We start from the raw sequence: 19,538 nt of genomic DNA on the forward strand, positions 1-19,538 counted from the left end.
AGCCCCCACGGGAGGAAAACAACGGCCATGAAAAGACGCCTTCTGCTCGGCTCCGCGCCGGGGCTGCTCGCGGCCCCCGCGCTCGCGCAATCCTGGCGGCCGGACAGGCCCATCGAGATCATCGTGGGCTTCACCGCCGGCGGCGCCACGGATGTCGATGCGCGCCTCTATGCCCGCATGCTGGAGCCGCGGATCGGCGGCACCGTCGTCGTTTCCAACCGGCCCGGCGCGGGCGGCGAGGTGGCGCTGGCCGCCATCGCGCGCGGGCGCCCGGACGGCACCGTGATCGGCACGACCAACATGCCCGGGCTACTCACCATCCCCATCGAGCGGCCGGCGCAGTTCAAGCTCGACGACTTCGCGCCCATCGGGAACATCATCGGCGACCCTTCCGCCATCTCGGTCGCCGCCAGCTCCCCCTACCGGACCATCGAGGAGCTGTTCGAGGCCGCGCGCCGCGCTCCGGACACGATCACCTTCGGCTCGCCGGGCATCGGAACGGATGACCACCTCCTGGTCGTGCTCATCCAGGCGGCGACGGGGCTGCGCTTCAACCACGTGGCCTTCCAAGGCGACCCGCCGATCCGCACCGCGATCCTCGGCAACCAGATCGTCGCGACGGGGCTGAACCTCGGCTACGTGCTCGCGAACAACGAGGGCATGCGCCTGCTGGCGCTGGCCGCGCCCGAGCGCAGCCGCTTCGCGCCCGACCTGCCGACGCTGCGCGAGAAGGGCATCGCGGTGGACATGGCCTCCGAGCGCGGGCTGGTCATGCCCGTGGGCACGCCCGCGCATATCGTCTCGCGCTTCCAGGAAGCCACCGCCGATATCGCGAAGGACCCCGAATTCATCCGGGCCATCGAGGCGCGCTCGCTCATCGTGCGGCACGAGCCGGGGCAGGCCTGGTTCGCGCGCCTCCGGCAGGACGAGCAGCGCTACCGCTCGCTGTGGCAGACCACGCCTTGGAACCAGCGCTGATGGCCCCGTCCGACGATCCCAGGACGCAGCCCGCAGGTCCGGGTCGGCCGGGCGGCAACGGCCGTATTGCTGGAAAGCGCGTCCTGCTCCTGGGCGCGGGCTCGGTCGGCGAGGGCATCGGCAATGGCCGGGCCATGGCCATCCTCTTCGCGCGGGAGGGCGCGCAGATCGCCTGCGTGGACCTCAACCTCGCCGCCGCCGAGGAGACCACCGCCCTCATCGCGAAGGAAGGCGGGCAGGCCTTCGCCATGTCCGCCGACGTGACGCAGGAGAGCGAGATCGCGCGCATCGTGGACGCCACGATGGCCGCCTTCGGCCGCATCGACATCCTGGTGAACAATGTCGGCGGCAGCGTTCCCGGCGGGCCGGAGGAAATGCCGCCCGAGGTCTGGCACAAGCAGTTCCACCACAACCTGCACTACGTGCATCTCAGCACGCGGGCCGTGCTTCCCATCATGGTGAAGCAGGGCGGCGGCGCCATCGTGAACCTCTCCTCGGTCGCGGCGCTGCGGCACATCGGCACCGACCTCATGGCCTATGCCGCGTCGAAATCCGCCGTCACGGCGTTGAGCAAGATGATCGCGGTGCGCTACGCGCCCCAGGGCATTCGTTGCAATGTCGTGGTGCCCGGCCTCATGCACACGCCGCTGGTGGAGGCACGCCTCGCCGGGCAGCGCAGCGGCGGCGATGTCGCGGCGATCGTGGCCAAGCGCAACGCGCAGCCGCCGATGGGCCGCATGGGCGATGCCTGGGACGTGGCCTATGCCGCGCTCTACCTCGCTTCCGACGAGGCGAAGTATGTCACCGGCATCGAGATCGTCGTCGATGGCGGTCTGACGCTCAGAACGCCTTAATTCCTCGACCTGTTCCACCGCAGGGGCGTATCCTCGCGCGCATGAGGATCGCGGTGCTCGGTGGTGGAAACGGCTCTTTCGCGGCGGCGGCGGACCTCGCCCTCGCCGGGCACGAGGTGCGGCTCTGGCGCCGCGACAGCGCCGCCGTCGCGGCGCACATCGCGGCGGGCGGGCACATCACCGTGCTGGACGCCGCCGGCATCCACGAGGCGCTGCCCCATCTCATCACCGACGATCTCGGCACCGCCGTGCATGGCGCGGAGCTCATCCTCTGCCCCACGCCCGCGACCGCGCAGCCCGACATCGCACGGCGCCTCGTGCCGCTGCTGCAGGACGGCCAGGTGGTCTACCTGCCGCCGGGCACGCTGGGCTCCGTCCTCATGGCGCAGGCGCTTCACCGCCACCGCCCCGGCGCCAGCGTGGCCTTCGCCGAGACGGGCACCCTGCCCTGGCTCGTCCGCAAGCGCGGCCCGCAGGAGATCGCGATCACCATCCGGGCCAAGCGCCTGCCCACGGGCGTCTTCCCCGAGGCGCTGAGCCGCCGCGCGCTGGGGGTGATCCGCCAGGCGTTTCCCGACAGCATCGAGGATTGCGGCGACGCGCTCTCGGCCGCGCTGATGAATGCCGGGCCGATCATCCATCCCCCGCTCATCGTGATGAATGCCGGCCCGCTCGAGCATTTCCCCAAATGGGACATCCATAACGAGGGCACCCAGCCCGCCATCCGGCGCACCACGGACGCGCTGGACCTGGAACGCATCGCCATCCGCGCCGCGCTCGGCTACGGGCCGCCGCATTTCCCCCTGGCCAACCACTACGCGACCGAGGGCGAGGAATGGATGTATGGCCGCCGCTCGCACGACCGCCTCACCGAATCCGGCGACTGGCGGGAACGCATCCTGCTGCAGAGCCATCGCTACATGATGGAGGACACGCGCCTCGGCCTCTCGCTGCTCATCTCGGCGGCGGATCTGGCGGGCGTGGAGGCGCCGCTGGCGCGCGGCTTCTCGGCCATCGGCGCCGCCATCCGCGGCGATGCGCCGGATCATTCCGGGCGCACGCTCGCCGATGTCGGTCTCGGCGGGCTTTCCCGCGACGAGCTCCGCCAGGTGCTCCACCATGGCTTCTGAACGCGCCCGCATCCTCTGCCTCGGCGCCGGCCGCATGGGGCGCGGCATCGCCGTCTGCTTCGCCTATGCGGGGCACGAGGTCGCGATCCTGGACTTCAAGCCGCGCGACGAGGACGCCTTCGTCACCCTGGCCACCGCCGCGCTGAAGGAGGTCCGCTCCGCGTTGACCACGCTGGCGGGGCTCGGCCTCTTCGACGCCGCGCATGTCTCCACGATCATGAAGCGCGTCTCGGTCGTGCCCGCCTCCGGCGCCGCGCCGGCGCTGGCCGAGGCGGACATCGTCTTCGAGGGCGTGCCCGAGGTGGTGGAGACCAAGCGCGACGCGCTCTCCCGCGCCTCGGCCGAGATGCGGCCGGATGCGATCCTCGCTTCCACCACCTCGACCATCCTGGTGGACGAGCTTTCCTTCGTGGTGGCGCATCCCGGGCGCTTCCTGAACGCGCATTGGCTGAACCCGGCCTTCATCGTGCCGCTGGTGGAGGTCTCGCCGGGCCGTGCCACCCTGCCGGAGGTGACGGCGCGGCTGAACGCGGTGCTGGAATCCATCGGCAAGGTGCCCGTGGTCTGCGCCGCGAGCCCGGGCTTCATCGTGCCGCGCATCCAGGCGCTCGCCATGAACGAGGCCGCGCGCATGGTGGAGGAAGGGGTCGCCAGCGCCGCCGATATCGACAAGGCCGTGAAGTACGGGTTCGGCTTCCGCTTCGGCGTGCTCGGCATCCTGGAGTTCATCGACTGGGGCGGCGGCGACACGCTCTATCACGCGAGCCGCTATCTCACCTCCGCGCTGCACGATCCGCGCTACGCCGCGCCGCCGATCATCGAGCGCAACATGCGCGAGGGGCATACCGGGCTCGGCACCGGGCGCGGCTTCCTGGACTACGAGAACATGGACCTCGACGCCTATCGCCGGTCACGCCTCGGCGCGCTGGTGGAGCGCCTGCGGGCGGACGGGCTGGCGCGGCCGCCGGTTCTCTGAGATCGTCCGCCCGATTTCACGCCCCTTCGAACACAGGACGGTGCGGTGAGGCGCTGCCTCCGCCCGGCTGGAGAGTGATTGTCCATGATCGACCGGAACCTGATCTTCGATATCGGCCTGCACACGGGGCTCGATACCAAGTTCTACGCCGACAAGGGCTTCAAGGTCGTCAGCCTCGAAGCCAACCCCGCCATGGTGGCCGAGGCGCGGAAGATCCTGTTGCCCGCGCTCATGGGCGGGCAGGTCACCATCGTCGAGAAGGCGCTGTGGGAGGAAGGCGGCCAGAACGTCACCTTCTACACCGTCGCGGAGAAAGACGACTGGAGCAGCCTGTTCCGCGGCGTCGCGGAGAAGGGGCAGTACAAGGCCACGGAGATCACGGTCCCCACGCTCACGCTCAAGGATCTCTTCGACGAGCACGGCGTTCCCTACTACCTCAAATGCGACATCGAGGGCGGCGATGCGATCATGGTCCGGCAGCTGCTGGCCGATCACCGCCGCCCGGCCTTCGTCTCGGTCGAGGCGACCTCGCTCACGGACATCGCGGTGCTCGCGGCCTGCGGCTACGACCGGTTCCAGATCGTGAACCAGCAGTACCACTGGAACACCCAGCCGCCGAACCCGCCGCGCGAGGGCAAGCACGTGCCGGTGCAGTTCACCGGCCATATGAGCGGCCTCTTCGGCCGGGAGCTGCCGGCGGACCGCTGGTTCCCCTTCCCCGAGGTCGCCGACCGCTTCCTGGCCTGGCATCGCCTGAAGAAGATGGACGAGCTTCTGGCGCCCGGCTGGCTGGACTTCCACGCCACCACCGCCGCGACGCTGAAGGCGAAGCCGGCCTAGGCGACGGCGCAAAAAGATATTGAAGCATTCCCGCGCTTGACGGAGCCTTCGCGCCGTAACGACCGGGAGTGCCGCATGATCCGCCGCCGTGACCTCGGGCTTCTGGCCGGCGCCGGGCTCGCCGCCTCGCCGGCCCGCGCGCAGACCTGGCAGCCGGACCGGCCGGTGCGCTGGATGGTCGGCTACCCGCCCGGCGGCGCCAGCGACATCTTCGCGCGGCTGCTCGGCCGCCTCATGTCGCCCCCCCTCGGCCAGAACATCGTCGTGGAGAACCGGCCGAGCGGCGGCGCCATCGTCGCGACCGAGGCCGTGGTGCGCGCGCCGGCCGATGGGCACATGCTGCTGCATGTCGACAACGGCGTGCTGGTCTACAACCCCGCGCTCTACAACCGCCTGCCCTTCGACCCTGACAAGGACCTGGTGAGCGTGGGCTTCATCGGCCGCTTTCCGCTGATACTGCTGGTCCGCAACGAGAGCCCGCACCGCAGCTTCGCCGACATCCTCGCCGCCTCGCGCGACCGCACGCTGACCTATGCGACGCCCGCCGTCGCCTCGCCGCACCACATGGCGATGGAGGTGCTGAAGCGCCGCTCCGGCCTGCAGGCGCAGCACGTGCCCTATCGCGGCATGCCCGCCGTGATGCAGGACCTGGTGGGCGGGCAGGTGGATTGCGCCATCGCGGACGTGACCAACGCCACGCCCTTCCTGGCCGACCGCCGCGTGCGCGGCCTGGTGGTGATGGGCGAGAGCCGCCCTGCCCGCGCGCCGGACGTGCCGACGGGCATCGAGCTCGGCTATCCGGATACGGTGGCCTATGGCTGGCAGGGCATCTCGGTCGCGGCCGGCACGCCAGCGCCGGCGGTGCAGCGGCTTTCGGCCGCGCTGAACCAGGCGATCCAGAGCCCCGAGGCGCAGCGGCAATTCGCGGATACGGGCGCGGAGGCGGTGCTGCGCACCCCGGCCGAGATGGCGGAATTCGTGCAGCGCGAGAACGCCATCTGGCGCCCGCTCATCCGCGAGCTGGGCATCCGGCTGGACGGCTGACTGCATGAAAAACGGCCCGAGGCAAAGCCTCGGGCCGGGAGCGCGCGCCCGTCGCCCGAGGGCGCCGAATTACCGCGCGGGCTGCACGCGGATCGCGAGGCGCTCCGCATAGACCACGTCCACCTGCTGGCCGGGCCGCAGCTGGCGCGCGAAGCGGACCACTTCCGGGCGCTGCGGGCGCACGGTGCGCTGCACGCCATTCGGACCGGTGAAGGTGACGGTGCCGGTACGGGAATTCACCTCATTGATCGTCACGCGCGCGCGGACCGCCTGGGCGAAGCCCACGCCCGGGCGCGAGCCGAGCGGCGCGGCGGCGGCGGCGGCACCGCCATCGACCGGCGGCGCGCCATCGGCCGGGTTCGCGAGCTCAAGCGCCAGGCCCTCGCCATACTCGACCACTACGATGTCGCCGGCCTTGGCCTGCGGCAGGTTGCGGACCTCGGGGCCCACCTGGATGGTCTTGAGCGTGCCGTCGGCCATGCGCAGCACCACCTGGCGGGCGCGCTGGTCGATGGACTCGATCGTCGCCTGCTCGCTGCCGCTGCGCGTCACGGCGACGGCGTCGGGGCGCTGCTGCGCGAGGGCGGGGGTGACGGCGACAAGGCCGGCGAGCAGGCCGAGGTGGAACAGGCGCATCAGTATCTCTCCCAGATTGGGCCGGCGCTCACGCCCGGCGGAAGCATGCTACATTGGGTTGGTTGGGAAATGCGATCCCCGTTCCCACGCCGCCTCGACCACCCAGGGCAGGTCGGTCGCCGCGACGCTCGCGCCCGCGCGCGTCAGCAGCGCATGCACCTGGCCGCGATGATGCGTCTGGTGGTTGAACATGTGGCAGACCGTGAACCAGCGCGGCTTGCGCTGCTCCGCCCCGGCCGAGGCGCTATACCAGACGAGGTCGCCCTCGAGGTCAGCCTGCACCAGGCCCGCCGCCCAGCCCTCGATGCGAAGGTCGAACTCCTCCCGCGCCGCGCGCAGCTCCTCCCAGCCTTCGTAGAGGCTGGTGCTGCCGGGGATGCTGACGGCCGGCTTCTCCCAGCCGGCGAAGCGGCCCATCCACATGCGGTCGGCCCAGACCAGGTGGTTGAGCGTGGCGTGGATGCTGCCGAAGAAGGCGCCGCGATCGGCACGGCGCTCCGCATCGTCGAGCGTCGCGGCCGCCCGGTAGGTGCGGCGGTTCGACTCGCTGTTGTAGGCCGCCATCATGCGGACCCATCCCGGCTCGATCATCCACGCCTCCCGCCCATCAGGGCCGAGGCTAGCGCGCGATCAGCCCAGCGTCTTGTAGAAGAAGCGCGTGTCGAAGAGCTGTCCCGCGCCATCCCGCGCGTAGCCGGGGATATGGCCGCCCTCGTTCCAGCCCAGCTTGCGGTACAGCCGCTCGCCATCGTCGCCGGCGCGGGTGTCGAGCGTCAGCAGCTTGCGGCCCAGGCGCAGCGCCGCCTGCTCGGCGCGCCGCATCAGCGCCTCGCCCACGCCCCGGCGGCGGAAGCCCGGGTCCACCAGCATCTTCACGACCTCGGCGCGGTGCTGCTGGTTCTCCGGCGTCGCGAGCTGGAGCTGCACGGTGCCCACCAGGGCGCCGTCCAGCCAGGCGCCGAGCAGCGCCACATGCCCCTGCGCCACCTCGGCCGAGACGCGCTTCCAGAAAGCGCGCGACTTCTCGGGCGCGAGCGGCGGCAGGAAGCTGACCGAGGCGCCGGCGGCGACGCAGGCCACGAGGATCTCGGAAAAGCGGCGCTCCGCGCTCGCGGCCGCCGCGGCGTCCAGCGCCTCCACGACCAGGCCCTGGGCGGGTTTCGCGTAGCGGAACTCCAGCGACTTCGAGAGGTCGTCCAGGATGCGGATGGCGCCCTGGCGCACGTAGCCGCGCTTCTCGTAGAAGGAATGCGCGGCGTTGAAGCGCGTGTCGGTCCAGAGGACCATGCGCTCGGCGCCATGGGCGGCGGCGTGCTTCTCCGCGGTGTCCAGCAGGCGGTGCGCGAGGCCGGTGCCCCGCGCCGCCTTGTCCACGTACATGCGGCAGATTTCCCAGGCGCCGTCCTCGCGCAGCGGCCGCGTCGCGACCATGCCGAGGGGCCCGCCCTCGCCCTCCGCGAGCCAGATCGCGCCGCCCTTCTCCTGGAAATAGGAGGCAAGCGCGTGCAGCTCCGGCAGCTCCGCATCCACGTCGAAGACGATGCCCGGGAACTCGGCCCAGGCCTCGCCGATCAGGCGGATGAAGGCGTCACGATCCTCGTCGCGGCCCGGGCGCAGCATCAGGCGAGCCCGCGGCAGAACTCCTGGATCCGCGTGCAGGCTTTCCGCAGCGTGTCGATGTCGGTCGCGTAGCTGATGCGGACGTAGGGCGACATGCCATAGGCGGCACCCTGCACGACGGCGACATGCGCCTCCTCCAGCAGGGCGAAGGCGAAGTCCGTGTCGGTCTCGATCTTCCGCCCGCCCTTGCTGGTCTTGCCGAGGCAGCCCGCGACGTTCGGGAAGACGTAGAAGGCGCCCTCGGGCTTGTGGCAGGCGATGCCCGGCGCCTGGTTCAGCATGTCGACCACCAGGTCGCGGCGGATGCGGTACTCGGCGGCGCGCTCGGCCACCAGGTCCTGCGGGCCGTCGAGCGCGGCGGCGGCCGCCGCCTGGCCGACCGTGGAGACGCCCGAGGTCGCCTGGCCCTGCATGTTGAACATCGCCTTGATGAGCGGCGCCGGGCCGCCGCAGAAGCCGATGCGCCAGCCCGTCATGGCATAGGTCTTGGACGCGCCGTTGATGGTGAGCGTGCGGTCCTTCAGCCGGGGCTCGACCTCGGCGATCGTGCAGAACTCGAAGCCGTCATAGACCAGGTGCTCGTACATGTCGTCGGTCATGACCCAGACATGCGGGTGCTTCAGCAGCACCTCCGCCAGCGCCTTCATCTCCTCGCGCGAGCAGGCGGCGCCCGTGGGATTGTTGGGGAAGTTCAGCATCACCCACTTGGTCTTGGGGGTGATGGCGGCCTCGAGGTCCTGCGGGCGGAGCTTAAAGCCGTTGTTCTGCGGGCAGTTCACCGTCACCGGCACGCCGCCCGCGACCTTCGCCATGTCGGCGTAGCTGATCCAGTAGGGGGCGGGGATCACCACCTCGTCGCCCGGATCGACCGTGGCCATGAAGGCGTTGAAGATCGCCTGCTTGCCGCCATTGGTGACGAGGATCTCGTCGGCCGCGTAGTCCAGGTTGTTGTCGCGCTTGAACTTCCGCTGGATCGCGGCCTTCAGCGCCGGCGTGCCGCCCTGGGGCGGGTATTTCGTGTCGCCCTTCAGCGCGGCCTGGTTCGCGGCCACGATGGCGTGCGCCGGCGTGTCGAAATCCGGCTCGCCCGTCGTCAGGCCCGCGACCTCGATGCCCTGGGCCGCGAGCTCCCGCGCCTTGATGGACATGGCGACCGAGGCGGAGACCTTCACATCGGCGAGACGGGCGGCAAGCGCGGGCATTTTCGGTTCCTGGCGGTGTGGAAAGGGGGCGAACTCTATGGCCGTGGGAGGCCCCCGCCAACCCGGGGATGGCGCGTCCCTGCCGCGCCCCGTTTGCGGGGGGCGGGGTTTGAGCTAGACCGGCCCGACCATGCGCCACTTTCTCGATTTCGAAAAACCCATCGCCGAGCTCGAAGGCAAGGTGGAGGAGCTGCGCCGGACCACCGATGCCGGCGGCATCGACGTGGCCGAAGAGGTCGCAAAGCTGCGCGACAAGGCCGAAAAGCTCCTTGCCGCGACCTATTCCAAGCTCACCCCCTGGCAGAAGGCCCAGGTGGCCCGCCACCCCGACCGGCCCAAGTGCCTGGACTATGTCGAGGCCCTCATCGAGGAATGGACGCCCCTGGCCGGCGACCGCGCCTTCGCGGACGACGCGGCCGTCATCGGCGGACTCGGGCGCTTCCGGGGCCGGGCCGTCGCGGTCCTGGGCACCGAGAAGGGCCACGACACCGATACCCGCGTGAAGCACAATTTCGGCATGGCCAAGCCCGAGGGCTACCGCAAGGCCCGCCGGATCATGGAGCTCGCGGGCCGCTTCGGCATGCCCATCCTCTCCTTCGTCGACACCTCCGGCGCCTTCCCGGGCATCGAGGCCGAGGCGCGCGGCCAGGCCGAGGCCATCGCCCGCTCCATCGAGGCGGGGCTCTCCGCGCCGGTGCCGAGCGTGGCCACGATCATCGGCGAGGGCGGCTCGGGCGGGGCCATCGCGCTCGCGGCCTCCGACCGGGTGCTGATGCTGGAGCACGCCATCTATTCGGTCATCAGCCCCGAGGGCTGCGCCTCCATCCTCTGGCGCGACGCCGCCCAGGCGCCGACCGCCGCCGAGGCCCTGAAGCTGACGGCGGACGACCTCAAGCGCCTGGCCCTCATCGACGCCGTGATCCCCGAGCCGCTGGGCGGCGCCCATCGCGACCGCGAGGCCGCCATGGAGCGCGTGGGCGATGCCGTCTGGGCGGCGCTGGAGCCGCTGCTGCCGCTGGACGGCGCCACGCTGAAGGCCCGGCGCCGGGAGAAGTTCCTCGAGATGGGGCGCCACGCGGTGGTGTGATGCCCACCCCCGGGAGGAAAACGATCCGCGAAATGGCGGCCTGACCATGGACCAGCCCGTGGATCGCGAGGCGATCCGGCGCGAGTTCCTGCGCGCCTATCCCTGCATCGGCATCGCCATCTTCATCTCGGCGATCGACCAGACCATCACGGCCACCGCCCTGCCCGCCATGGCCGCGCATTTCGGCGTGGTGGAGCGGATTTCCTGGGTGGTGGTCGCCTATCTCGTCGCCGCGACCATCGCCGCCCCCGTCTTCGGCAAGCTGGGCGACGCCTTCGGGCGGCGGCCCATGCTTTTCGTGGCCTATGCGCTGCAGGCGGTGGGCGCGCTCTGCGCCGGGCTCGCCCCCAATTTCGAGGCGCTGCTGGCCGCACGCATCCTGCACGGCTTCGGCGGCGGGGCCCTGCTGACGCTGGCCATGGCGCTGATCGGCGAAAGCCTGCCGCCGCGCGAGCGCGGCCGGTACCAGGCCTATTTCGTGGCGTGCTTCATGAGCGCCTCGGCCGCCGGGCCGCTGGCGGGCGGCTGGCTGACGCAGCATTGGGGCTGGCAATGGGTCTTCCTCGGCGGGCTGCCGCTGGTGGGCTTCGGCGTCTTCGCCACCTGGAAGCTGCCGCGCCGGCCGCGCCTGGGCGCCGGCTTCTACTTCGACGCGGCCGGGACCGTGCTCTTCACCATCTTCGTCGGCGCGCTGCTGCTGGTGATGGACCAGGCGCAGCGGCTGAGCTGGGACGCGCTGTGGATCTGCGTGCCGCTCGCCCTGGTCTCCGCGGCGGCCTTCCTCCTGCTGCTGCGGATCGAGCGGCGGGTGAACGACCCGCTGCTGCACATCCCCATGCTGACGGACCCGGTGATCTGGCGCACCAACGCCCTCGCCACCTGCGTGGCGGGGGTGATGGTGGCCATGATCTCCTTCCTGCCGCTGTACCTGACCGTGGTGCGCGGGGTGCCCATCGCGACGGTGGGGGCCATGCTGCTGCCCATGAGCCTGGGCGGGGGGCTGGGCGCACTGTGCTCGGGCCAGTTCCTGGCGCGGACGGGGCGGAACATGCTGCTGCCCTCCATCGCCCTGGCGGTGAGCACCCTGGCGCTCTGCTACCTCTCGGCCTTCATGGACCGGGTGCCGCTGGAAGTCCTGCCCTGGCTGCTGGCGCTGGTGACCTTCGGCTCCGGCTGCTCCTTTCCCGCCGTGCAGACCACCGTGCAGGTGGCGGCGGGCGTGGGGCGCGTGGGGGTGGCCACGGCCTCGGTGCAGTTCATGCGCAACCTGGGCTCGGCGGCCGGGACCGCGCTGCTGGGGGCGGTGCTGTTCGGGGCCTTCGCGGCGGCGGATTCGGAGCTGGCGGCGCGCTTCGCGGCGGCAATGCGCGCGGGACGGGAGGCGCTGGCCGCGCTGCCGGGCGAGGAGCGCGCGCTGATGGCGGCGGGGCTCGCCGGCGGGTTCCACGCGATGCTGGCGGGGGCGGCGGTGCTGATGGGGGCGGCGACGGTGCTGGCCTGGCGGGTGCCGTTAAGACGGGTGTAGGGTCGGTTTGTTCTTGTTTTGTTCTTGAAGGCTCGGCTAGACAGGCGGATGGCCTGCCCCATGCTCATCCCCCACTCCCCCCTGACCGATGAGGAATGGTCCGCCCTCCTCCCCCACCTTCCCGCCCCCACTCGCGGCCGCCCCTGCGACCTCCGTGCCCATGTCGACGCCTTCTTCCGCATCGCCGCCACCGCCGGCCCGTGGCGCGAGCTGCCCGAAGCCCACGGCAAGCCGGACACCATCGCCCGCCACTTCCGCCGCCTTACCCATACCGGCCTCTGGGAACGTCTGCTGATCGCCCTGGCCGCGGCACCGGAGGGCCACGTCCTCCGCCGGCTGGAGGGCTATATCTGCCGCGCCGCCCGCCGCGCGATCCGCCTGCGCGGGCTGCGGCTCATCGTGCTTGCCCGCCGGCTCAAGCTGCTGCGCGCCCTGCCGGGCCCGCCCTCCATGGTCGCCGATCCGGATTTGTCCGAAAGCATGCGGAATCTGCCGATCGAAGCGCGGCTTTCGATCTGGACCCGGAACAAGAAGGCCGCGCTGGCCTATATCCGCCTGCTCCGCGCCGCCCACACCCTCGCGGCCGGTCGGCGCTACATCCCCAGGCCGGTGAAGGAGGCGTGGATTTGAGCCCCTTAGGCGCCCAGCCGGAACAGCACGCCCGCGACATCGGCGCCCTTCTCCCGCCGAAGCACGGCTTCCTGACGCGCCGCGACCGTGAAGCCCGCCGCCTCGGCCAGGCGCGCCGCATGGTCCGGGCGGTGGCGGAAGCGCAGGCCCTCGCCCAGCGCCACCTCGGCCTCGCCCGCCTCCAGGCTGAAGACGGCGATCCCCCCCGGCTTCAGCGCCGCGCGCGTGGCGGCCAGGGCGGGCGCCAGGTCGCCCAGGTAGTTCAGCACATCGGCCGCCGCGACGATGTCGAAGGCCCCCGGGCGCCGGGGCAGGAAGTCCAGCAGATCCGCCTCGTGCAGCGCGTCGTAGAGCCCGCGCCCGCGCGCCACCTCCAGCATGCGGGGGGAAAGGTCGAGCCCCTCCATCCGCGTGGCGAAGGGCCGCAGCGCGATGCCGGAAAGCCCGGTGCCGCAGCCCAGGTCCAGCAGGCGGCCCGGCGCCGTCCCCTCCAGCAGCGCGGCCAGCAGCGCGGGGGTGCGATAGCCCAGCGCGCCCTCCAGCTCGGCATCGAAGCGCGGGGCGAAGGCATCGAACAGCTCGCGCACATAGGCGGCCGGCGCGCGGTCGGGCAGCGGCGCGGCGCCGAGGCCCGCGAGCAGGAAGCCCGCCTGTTCGGAGAGCGGGCCGGTCACGCGACGGGCAGCGTCGCGCGCTTCCTCGGCCGCTCCGGCCTCGCGGGCGGCGTGGGCGAGGGCGAGCCACGCCTCGGGCAGCGCGGCATGGCGCACGGATTCGCGCAGGGGCTCCAGCGCCGCCGCCGCCTGGCCCGCCGCGGTCAGCGCCTGGCCGAGATTGCGGAGGCTCACGGCATCGGCCGGATTCAGCGCCAGGGCGCGCCGCAGCGCCGCGATCGCCTCGCCGAGCCGGCCGGCCTCGGCGAGCGTCGCGCCATGATTGGCCTGGAACAGCGCGGAATCGGGAATGGCGGCGACGGCGCGGGCGGCATGGGCCAGGGCGGCGGGCAGGTCGCCGCGCTGGCGGGCGCAGACGCCCAGCAGGTTCTCCGCGTCCGGGTGGCCGGGCTGCAGGCGCAGCGCGCGGCGGTAGAGGCTCTCCGCCTCCTCGACACGTCCGGCGCGGTGACGATCCACGCCGCGCCGCAGCAATTCATCCGCAGTAATCTTCACGAGCGGGCCATGCGTTCAGGACGGGTCCGACTCAAGACATATTCCGCCGCGTCATGCGCTTTATCCATTGCCAAGATTTCGGGGGCTGGCCAAAGAACCGGTCAAAGTCCGACTTCCGGTCCCCTTGATGGAGGAAACCATGCTTCGCCTCAACCGGCGTATCTTCGCCTCGGTTCTCGCGCTCTCCGCGGCCTTCGCGGCGCCGGCCATGGCGCAGAGCTATCCCAGCCGCCCCATCACCGTCATCGTCCCCTTCGCCGCCGGCGGCCCGACGGACACCGTGGCCCGCCTCGTGGCCGAGGCGATGGGCCGTGACCTCAGCGGCTCCGTCGTGGTCGAGAATGTGGGCGGCGCGGGCGGCACGCTCGGCGCGCAGCGCACGGCGCAGGCGCGGCCGGATGGCTACACGCTGCTGATCCATCACATCGGCATGAGCACCATCCCGACGCTGTACCGCCGCCTCGCCTACGACCCCGTCGGCGGGTTCGAGCCGGTGGGCCTGATCACGGAAGTGCCGATGACCATCATCGGCAAGCGCAACCTGCCGGCGAACAACCTGCAGGAGCTGGTGACGCTGGTGCGGCGCGAGCGGCAGAACATCAACCTCGCCAATGCGGGCGTGGGCGCGGCGAGCCACCTCTGCGGCCTGCTGTTCCAGTCGGCGCTGGGCGTGCAGCTGACGACCGTCCCCTATCGCGGCACGGGCCCGGCGATGAACGACCTCGTGGGCGGCACGGTGGACCTGATGTGCGACCAGACCACCAACACGACCGAGCAGATCCGCGCCAACTCCGTCCGCGCCTATGCGGTGACGACGCCGACGCGCCTCGCCTCCCTGCCCGACCTTCCGACGGCGAACGAGGCCGGCATGCCGGGCTTCGAGGTCAGCATCTGGCACGGCCTCTACGCGCCGAAGGGCACGCCGACGGAGGTGATCACCCGCCTCTCCCGCGCGCTGCAGTTCGCGCTGCGGGACCCGGGCCTGGTGCGCCGCTTCCAGGACCTGGGCACCGAGCCCGTCGCGCAGGAGCGCGCGACGCCTGACGCGCACCGCGCCTTCTGGGCCGCCGACGTGGCCCGCTGGCGCCCGGTGATCCAGGCCGCGGGCCAGTTCGCGGATTGATCGCGAAGCGGTATCCTCGGGCCCGTCAAATCTCGGCGGGCCCGATGCGCTTCACTTTTTCCGTTCTGCTCATTCTGGCCCTGGCCGCACCGGCATCGGCGCAGCAGCGGCAGGGCACTCCGCCGGCCAGGCAGGCGCCTGGGGCCGCCCAGGCCCCGGCGGACCCGAGCACCGAGCGCAGCCAGGCTGCCTACGGCGATTGGGTCCTGCGCTGCGAAACCCGGCGCGAACCTACTCCGACCCGCGGGTGCGAACTGCTGCAATCCCTTCAGGACCAGCGCAACCAGCCCGTGGCGCAATTCGCCTTCGGACGCATCCGGCGGGAAGATCCCCTGCGCCTCGTGGCTCTGATCCCTTCCAACATCACCGTCGCCGTGCCCATGCGGCTGGAACTGGGCGATGGCGGCAATCCCTTGCCCGTCACCCTCAAGGCCTGCGGCCCCCGCGGCTGCGTGGCGGAGGCGGAGATCACGGCGCCCTTCATCACCCGCATGCGCGCCCGCGAGTTCCAGGGCCGCCTCACCTATCGCGACGCGCTGAACGGCGAGGTCGCGTTGCCCTTCTCCACCCGCGGCTTCAACCAGGCGATGGACGCGCTGGCGCGAGAGGGCTTCTGAATGCCTGGGAATGCGACCTACGCCAAAGGCGAGTGTCTTTTCAGATCAGCACAACTATAAGATGTATTCTTACGATTACTTATGAACTTCATGGGATAACATACTGGCAATTGGGCACTACTGATTGGCGAATCGTATTCGGGGAGCTAATCGGATTCGAGTGGGCCCGATTCGGTTGGGGAGCTGTTCCCCTGGCGCGACCGCGCCGGCGGGCCCCAACCGGAGCTTAGTCGCGGGAACATGGCGGCCTCCCACCAGCCCGGGCTTGTTGGGCCATGAGCCCGGGCCGTCGCTGACGTGCCTGTGGCCCGGCGCATCAAGCACGCGATCCTGGGCGCGGCCCTGGCATTGCTGCTGCTGCAGGTTGCCGCGGCGGCACTCCTGCTCGAGCGCGGCCGGCAGAAGGCCCTGGCCCGGGCGAGCCAGGATGTCGAACGGGTCGCGCGCAGCGCCGAGGCCCATCTCAACCGCCACTTCACGCAGATCGAGTCCCTCCTCGCCGGGCTGCCCACCATCCTGGCGCCGGGCAACGGCCGCTTCGATGCGGCGCGCGCCGGTGAGGTGCTGCAGGAGCTCAACAATCAGAACCTCGTCTTCCGCGACCTCATGCTGCTGGACGCGCAGGGGCAGGCGGTGGCGACGGCGCTCAGCGTCTATCGGCGGCGGCGCCTGCCGCTGCCCCAAGGCCCGGGCTTCCTTGAATACGGGCTGCAGGAAGGAGGGCTGAGGATCGGCGGGCCCATCCGCAACCCCGCCTCGCGCGAATGGGCACTGCTTTTCGCGCAGCCAGGCGCGATCGCGGGCTTGCCGCAGGCCACTGCCATGGCCGAGGTTCCGCTGAGCGCCCTGGCGGGTCTGCTCGCGACGGGGAACGAGATCCCGGGCTTGCGGGTTCTGCTGCTGCGGCAGGATGGCATGGTCCTGGCCGCCGCACCGCATGACGAGACCCTGATCGGCACCCAGGCCGCGGCTCCCGATGCCGGTGACATCGCGGTCACCCGGCCCACGCCCTATGGCCAGCTCGCCATCCGCGCCTCCTTGCCCCGGGCCGCGGCGCTTGCGGACTGGTCGGGCGAACGCTGGCCGACACTTCTATTCTCCACGCTCTTCGCCGCGATGATCGTGGCACTTGCGGGCCTGCTGCTGCTCGTGTTGCGCCAGCGCGAGGAAGCGGCAGGCGACCGCTGGCGCAGCACCTTGGCCAGTGCGCTCGACAGCATGACCGACGGCTTCGTGGTCTTTGGGCCTGACGATCGCCTGGTCATCTGCAACGAGCGGTTCCGCGAGATGTACGCCCTGACCGCACCCTTTCTGAAGGAGGGCGCCTCCTACCGCGACATCATGCGGGAGGGCGCGCTGCGCGGGCAGTTCCCACAGATCGAGGGCTCGGTCGACGAGTTCATCGACGAGATGTCGCGCTGGCGCCGCTCGAAGTCGCCGCCGATCGAGCGCCTGCTGCCCGACGGACGCTGGCTGCTGGTGACCGAGCGCATGACGCCCGATGGCGGCACCATCGGCATCCGCACGGACATCACCGCGCTCAAGCACGCCAACGAGGAGCTCGCCCAGGCACGCGACGCGGCCCAGGCCGAGGACGAGGCGAAGGGTCTCTTCCTCGCCCGCATGTCTCACGAGCTGCGCACGCCGCTGAACAGCATGCTGGGCTTCGCGCAGGCGCTGATGACCAACAACGAGCTCGGCCCGGCCGAGCGCGAGCAGCTGCGCCTTTTGCACGATGCCGGCGGCCATCTGCGCGAATTGGTGAACCGCCTGCTGGACCTCACCAAGATCGAGGCCGGGCAGCTCGACCTCGACACCCGCCCGGTGACCCTGCGGCCGCTCCTCGAAGCCTGCGCCGGCCTCATGGCTCCGGATGTCGAGCGCAAGCGCCTCTCCCTGCATCTCGATATCGCCGCGGGCGTGCCCGCGGTCGTCGAGGCAGACGCGATGCGCTTGCGGCAAATGCTTCTGAACCTGCTGTCCAATGCCGTGAAGTTCACCCCAGCCGGCGGCCAGGTGGCCCTAAGGCTGCTGCGCGCCACGCGCCTGCACGGGATCCGGATCGAGGTCGCGGACAGCGGGCCAGGCGTGCCGGCCGAGAAGAAGCACTTGCTCTTCCGCGATTTTTCGCAGCTCGCCCCGCATGCCGGGCCGGAGGGGCTCGGCACGGGCCTTGGCCTCGCGATCACCGCGCGTCTGGTCTCCGCCATGGGGGGCCATATCGGGTGCGACAGCGAGCCGGGCGCGGGCGCCATCTTCTGGCTGGAACTGCCGCTCCAGGAGATCCTCGCACCCGGCGAGGACCGGCCGCAGACGCCGCGCCCGTTGGCCCGCCGCAGCCTGGACGTGCTGGTCGTCGACGATCTCGCGCCCAACCGGCTGGTGATGCAGGCGCTGCTCGCCGCCGAGGGGCACCGGCTGACCTTTGCCGCCAGTGGCGTGGAGGCGGTAGCGGCGCTGGAGCGGGAGGCCTTCGACCTCGTGCTCATGGATGTCCATATGGGCGAGATGACCGGGCTCGAGGCCACGCGGCGCATCCGCCGCCTTCCCGCGCCGCGCAACGCGACTCCCATCCTGGGCGTCACCGCCTCGACGCTGCCCGAGGAAGTCGCCGCCTGCTACGAGGCCGGCATGGACGGCTACCTGTCCAAGCCGGTGGATCGCGACAGCCTGCTCTCCACCATGCACGACCTCGTCGCGGGCGCGAGCTGGAAGCGCCCGGCCCGCGCGCAGCCGGCCTCCGAGGCGCCGCCTGTGCTGAACGAGGCGACGCTGCGACGGCTCCTGCAGGAGATGGGGCCGCTGGCGGGACATGCCGTGCGCGACATGATCGAGGAGATCCGCCAGGGCTGCGACATCCTGTCCGAGCCGGGCATCGCGCGCGACCCGACCCGCATGCGCCACGCGGCGCATATGACGATGGAACCGGCGCGCAGCCTGGGCGCCGAGCGCCTGAGCGCCGTGATCGATGCCTTGCAGCGGGCGATCCGGTCCGGACAGGATGTGACGCCCAATTTGCGCGCCATTCCCGCCGCAGCCGCTGAAACACTGCCCATGCTGGAGTCGCTCGCCATCAGCGCCTGACCTGGCCGGGGTTGCGCCCCGGCGGGCACGGGCGGATTCTCCGGCCGCCTTACAGGAGAACCGCGCATGCCCCGTCTCGTCACCCTCGCCGCCGCACAGCTCGGCCCCATTCAGAAGGCGGAAGGCCGCGACGTCGCGGTCGGCCGCATGGTGCGGCTGATGGAGCGTGCGCATCAGCGGGGCGTGGAGGTCGTGGTCTTCCCCGAGCTCGCGCTCACCACCTTCTTTCCCCGCTGGTACGAGGAGGACATCTCCAAGGCCGACCATTGGTATGAGCACGCGCTGCCGTCCAACGAAACCGCGCCGCTTTTCGAGGCCGCGAAGAAGTACGGAATAGGTTTCCACCTCGGCTATGCGGAGAAGACGCCGGACGGGCACCGTTACAACACGGCGGTCTACGTGCATCCCTCGGGCGAGATCGTGCTGAAGTACCGCAAGGTGCACCTGCCGGGGCACAAGGAATTCGACCCGATCCGCAAGGTGCAGCACCTGGAGAAGCGCTACTTCGAGGTGGGCAACCTGGGCTTCCCCGTCATCCGCGCGCCGGTGGGCACGCAGGAAGCCAATATCGGCATGATGATCTGCAACGACCGCCGCTGGCCGGAGGCCTGGCGCGTCATGGGGTTGCAGCAGGTCGAGATCGTCATGCTCGGCTACAACACGCCCAGCCTCAACATGGACAATCGCGGCTTCGAGGCGCACCACCTGCGCGTCGAGCACTCGCACCTCTCCATCCGCTCGGGCTGCTACCAGAACGCCTGCTTCGGCGTGGGGACGGCGAAGGGCGGCACCGAGGACGGGCACGAGCTCTTCGGCCACTCCATCATCGTGAACCCGCAGGGCGAGATCATGGCCCAGGCCACGAGCTGGGGCGACGAGCTGATCACGGCCGACTGCGACCTCGACATGTGCAACCTCGGCCGGACGACCATCTTCAACTTCGCCGCCCATCGCCGGCCCGAGGCGTATGGGCGCATCCTGGAGCAGGTGGGCAGCGTGGCGCCGCCCGTCTGGAAGGGCTGA

General features: G+C 70.9%; 18 protein-coding genes. 13 read left to right on the forward strand and 5 right to left on the reverse strand.

All coding sequences use genetic code 11. The features are described from left to right. Window positions 1–27 precede the first annotated feature (27 nt). The 6 genes from WJM96_RS12340 to WJM96_RS12365 all read left to right on the forward strand — a co-directional run bounded on the left by WJM96_RS12340 (window position 28) and on the right by WJM96_RS12365 (window position 5,822). Complete coding sequence (locus WJM96_RS12340) at window positions 28–978, forward strand: tripartite tricarboxylate transporter substrate binding protein (RefSeq protein ID WP_424812791.1); 951 nt, start codon at window positions 28–30, stop codon at window positions 976–978. Then, window positions 978–1,832, forward strand: coding sequence for an SDR family NAD(P)-dependent oxidoreductase (locus WJM96_RS12345; RefSeq protein WP_424812792.1), 855 nt, complete (start codon window positions 978–980; stop codon window positions 1,830–1,832). Before WJM96_RS12340 ends, WJM96_RS12345 begins: the two co-directional genes overlap by 1 nt. A 41-nt stretch (window positions 1,833–1,873) precedes the next feature. Then, entirely contained in the window at window positions 1,874–2,962 is a 1,089-nt protein-coding gene (locus tag WJM96_RS12350) for an NAD/NADP octopine/nopaline dehydrogenase family protein (protein ID WP_424812793.1), read from the forward strand. Then, complete coding sequence (locus tag WJM96_RS12355) at window positions 2,952–3,938, forward strand: 3-hydroxybutyryl-CoA dehydrogenase (RefSeq protein ID WP_424812794.1); 987 nt, start codon at window positions 2,952–2,954, stop codon at window positions 3,936–3,938. Before WJM96_RS12350 ends, WJM96_RS12355 begins: the two co-directional genes overlap by 11 nt. Before the next feature lie 84 nt (window positions 3,939–4,022). Next, window positions 4,023–4,778, forward strand: a complete 756-nt coding sequence (locus WJM96_RS12360; protein WP_424812795.1) for an FkbM family methyltransferase — start codon at window positions 4,023–4,025, stop codon at window positions 4,776–4,778. Between the two features lie 75 nt (window positions 4,779–4,853). Then, window positions 4,854–5,822, forward strand: a complete 969-nt coding sequence (locus WJM96_RS12365; RefSeq protein ID WP_424812796.1) for a Bug family tripartite tricarboxylate transporter substrate binding protein — start codon at window positions 4,854–4,856, stop codon at window positions 5,820–5,822. Window positions 5,823–5,891: 69 nt separating this feature from the next. Here the strand turns inward: WJM96_RS12365 and WJM96_RS12370 are convergent, their stop codons facing one another. The 4 genes from WJM96_RS12370 to WJM96_RS12385 are packed head-to-tail and all read right to left on the reverse strand — an operon-like array spanning window position 5,892 to window position 9,280. Continuing rightward, on the reverse strand, window positions 5,892–6,458 hold the full coding sequence (locus tag WJM96_RS12370) for a hypothetical protein (protein ID WP_424812797.1): 567 nt from the start codon (window positions 6,456–6,458) through the stop codon (window positions 5,892–5,894). 48 nt (window positions 6,459–6,506) lie between these two features. Next, on the reverse strand, window positions 6,507–7,049 hold the full coding sequence (locus tag WJM96_RS12375) for a DinB family protein (protein ID WP_424812798.1): 543 nt from the start codon (window positions 7,047–7,049) through the stop codon (window positions 6,507–6,509). 39 nt (window positions 7,050–7,088) lie between these two features. Beyond that, a complete protein-coding gene (locus WJM96_RS12380; RefSeq protein WP_424812799.1) occupies window positions 7,089–8,078 on the reverse strand; it encodes a GNAT family N-acetyltransferase in 990 nt (329 codons plus the stop codon). After that, complete coding sequence (locus WJM96_RS12385) at window positions 8,078–9,280, reverse strand: pyridoxal phosphate-dependent aminotransferase (protein ID WP_424812800.1); 1,203 nt, start codon at window positions 9,278–9,280, stop codon at window positions 8,078–8,080. The genes WJM96_RS12380 and WJM96_RS12385 overlap by 1 nt, the downstream gene beginning before the upstream one ends. A 130-nt stretch (window positions 9,281–9,410) precedes the next feature. Between WJM96_RS12385 and WJM96_RS12390 the strand changes: the two genes are divergently transcribed. Genes WJM96_RS12390 through WJM96_RS12400 form a run of 3 tightly spaced genes read left to right on the forward strand, consistent with a single transcriptional unit; the run spans window position 9,411 to window position 12,522 of the window. Beyond that, window positions 9,411–10,367, forward strand: a complete 957-nt coding sequence (locus WJM96_RS12390; protein WP_424812801.1) for an acetyl-CoA carboxylase carboxyltransferase subunit alpha — start codon at window positions 9,411–9,413, stop codon at window positions 10,365–10,367. Between the two features lie 46 nt (window positions 10,368–10,413). Continuing rightward, window positions 10,414–11,892, forward strand: a complete 1,479-nt coding sequence (locus WJM96_RS12395) for an MFS transporter (protein WP_424812802.1) — start codon at window positions 10,414–10,416, stop codon at window positions 11,890–11,892. 60 nt (window positions 11,893–11,952) lie between these two features. After that, complete coding sequence (locus WJM96_RS12400; protein WP_424812803.1) at window positions 11,953–12,522, forward strand: transposase; 570 nt, start codon at window positions 11,953–11,955, stop codon at window positions 12,520–12,522. Between the two features lie 5 nt (window positions 12,523–12,527). Here WJM96_RS12400 and WJM96_RS12405 read toward each other — a convergent pair whose 3' ends face one another. Further along, a complete protein-coding gene (locus WJM96_RS12405) occupies window positions 12,528–13,691 on the reverse strand; it encodes a methyltransferase (RefSeq protein WP_424812804.1) in 1,164 nt (387 codons plus the stop codon). A gap of 139 nt (window positions 13,692–13,830) precedes the next feature. Between WJM96_RS12405 and WJM96_RS12410 the strand changes: the two genes are divergently transcribed. The 4 genes from WJM96_RS12410 (at window position 13,831) to WJM96_RS12425 (ending at window position 19,538) form a co-directional block, all read left to right on the forward strand. Further along, window positions 13,831–14,814 carry a tripartite tricarboxylate transporter substrate binding protein BugD gene (locus WJM96_RS12410; protein WP_424812805.1) on the forward strand — a complete coding sequence of 328 codons (984 nt, stop codon included), beginning with the start codon at window positions 13,831–13,833 and terminating at the stop codon, window positions 14,812–14,814. A gap of 44 nt (window positions 14,815–14,858) precedes the next feature. After that, on the forward strand, window positions 14,859–15,431 hold the full coding sequence (locus tag WJM96_RS12415; protein WP_424812806.1) for an invasion associated locus B family protein: 573 nt from the start codon (window positions 14,859–14,861) through the stop codon (window positions 15,429–15,431). Between the two features lie 303 nt (window positions 15,432–15,734). Next, entirely contained in the window at window positions 15,735–18,515 is a 2,781-nt protein-coding gene (locus WJM96_RS12420; RefSeq protein ID WP_424812807.1) for an ATP-binding protein, read from the forward strand. Window positions 18,516–18,581: 66 nt separating this feature from the next. Continuing rightward, window positions 18,582–19,538 carry an N-carbamoyl-D-amino-acid hydrolase gene (locus WJM96_RS12425; RefSeq protein WP_424812808.1) on the forward strand — a complete coding sequence of 319 codons (957 nt, stop codon included), beginning with the start codon at window positions 18,582–18,584 and terminating at the stop codon, window positions 19,536–19,538.

Origin of the sequence: Roseococcus sp. YIM B11640, from assembly GCF_049727625.1 — a bacterium.
In the GTDB taxonomy this organism is placed as follows: domain Bacteria; phylum Pseudomonadota; class Alphaproteobacteria; order Acetobacterales; family Acetobacteraceae; genus Roseococcus.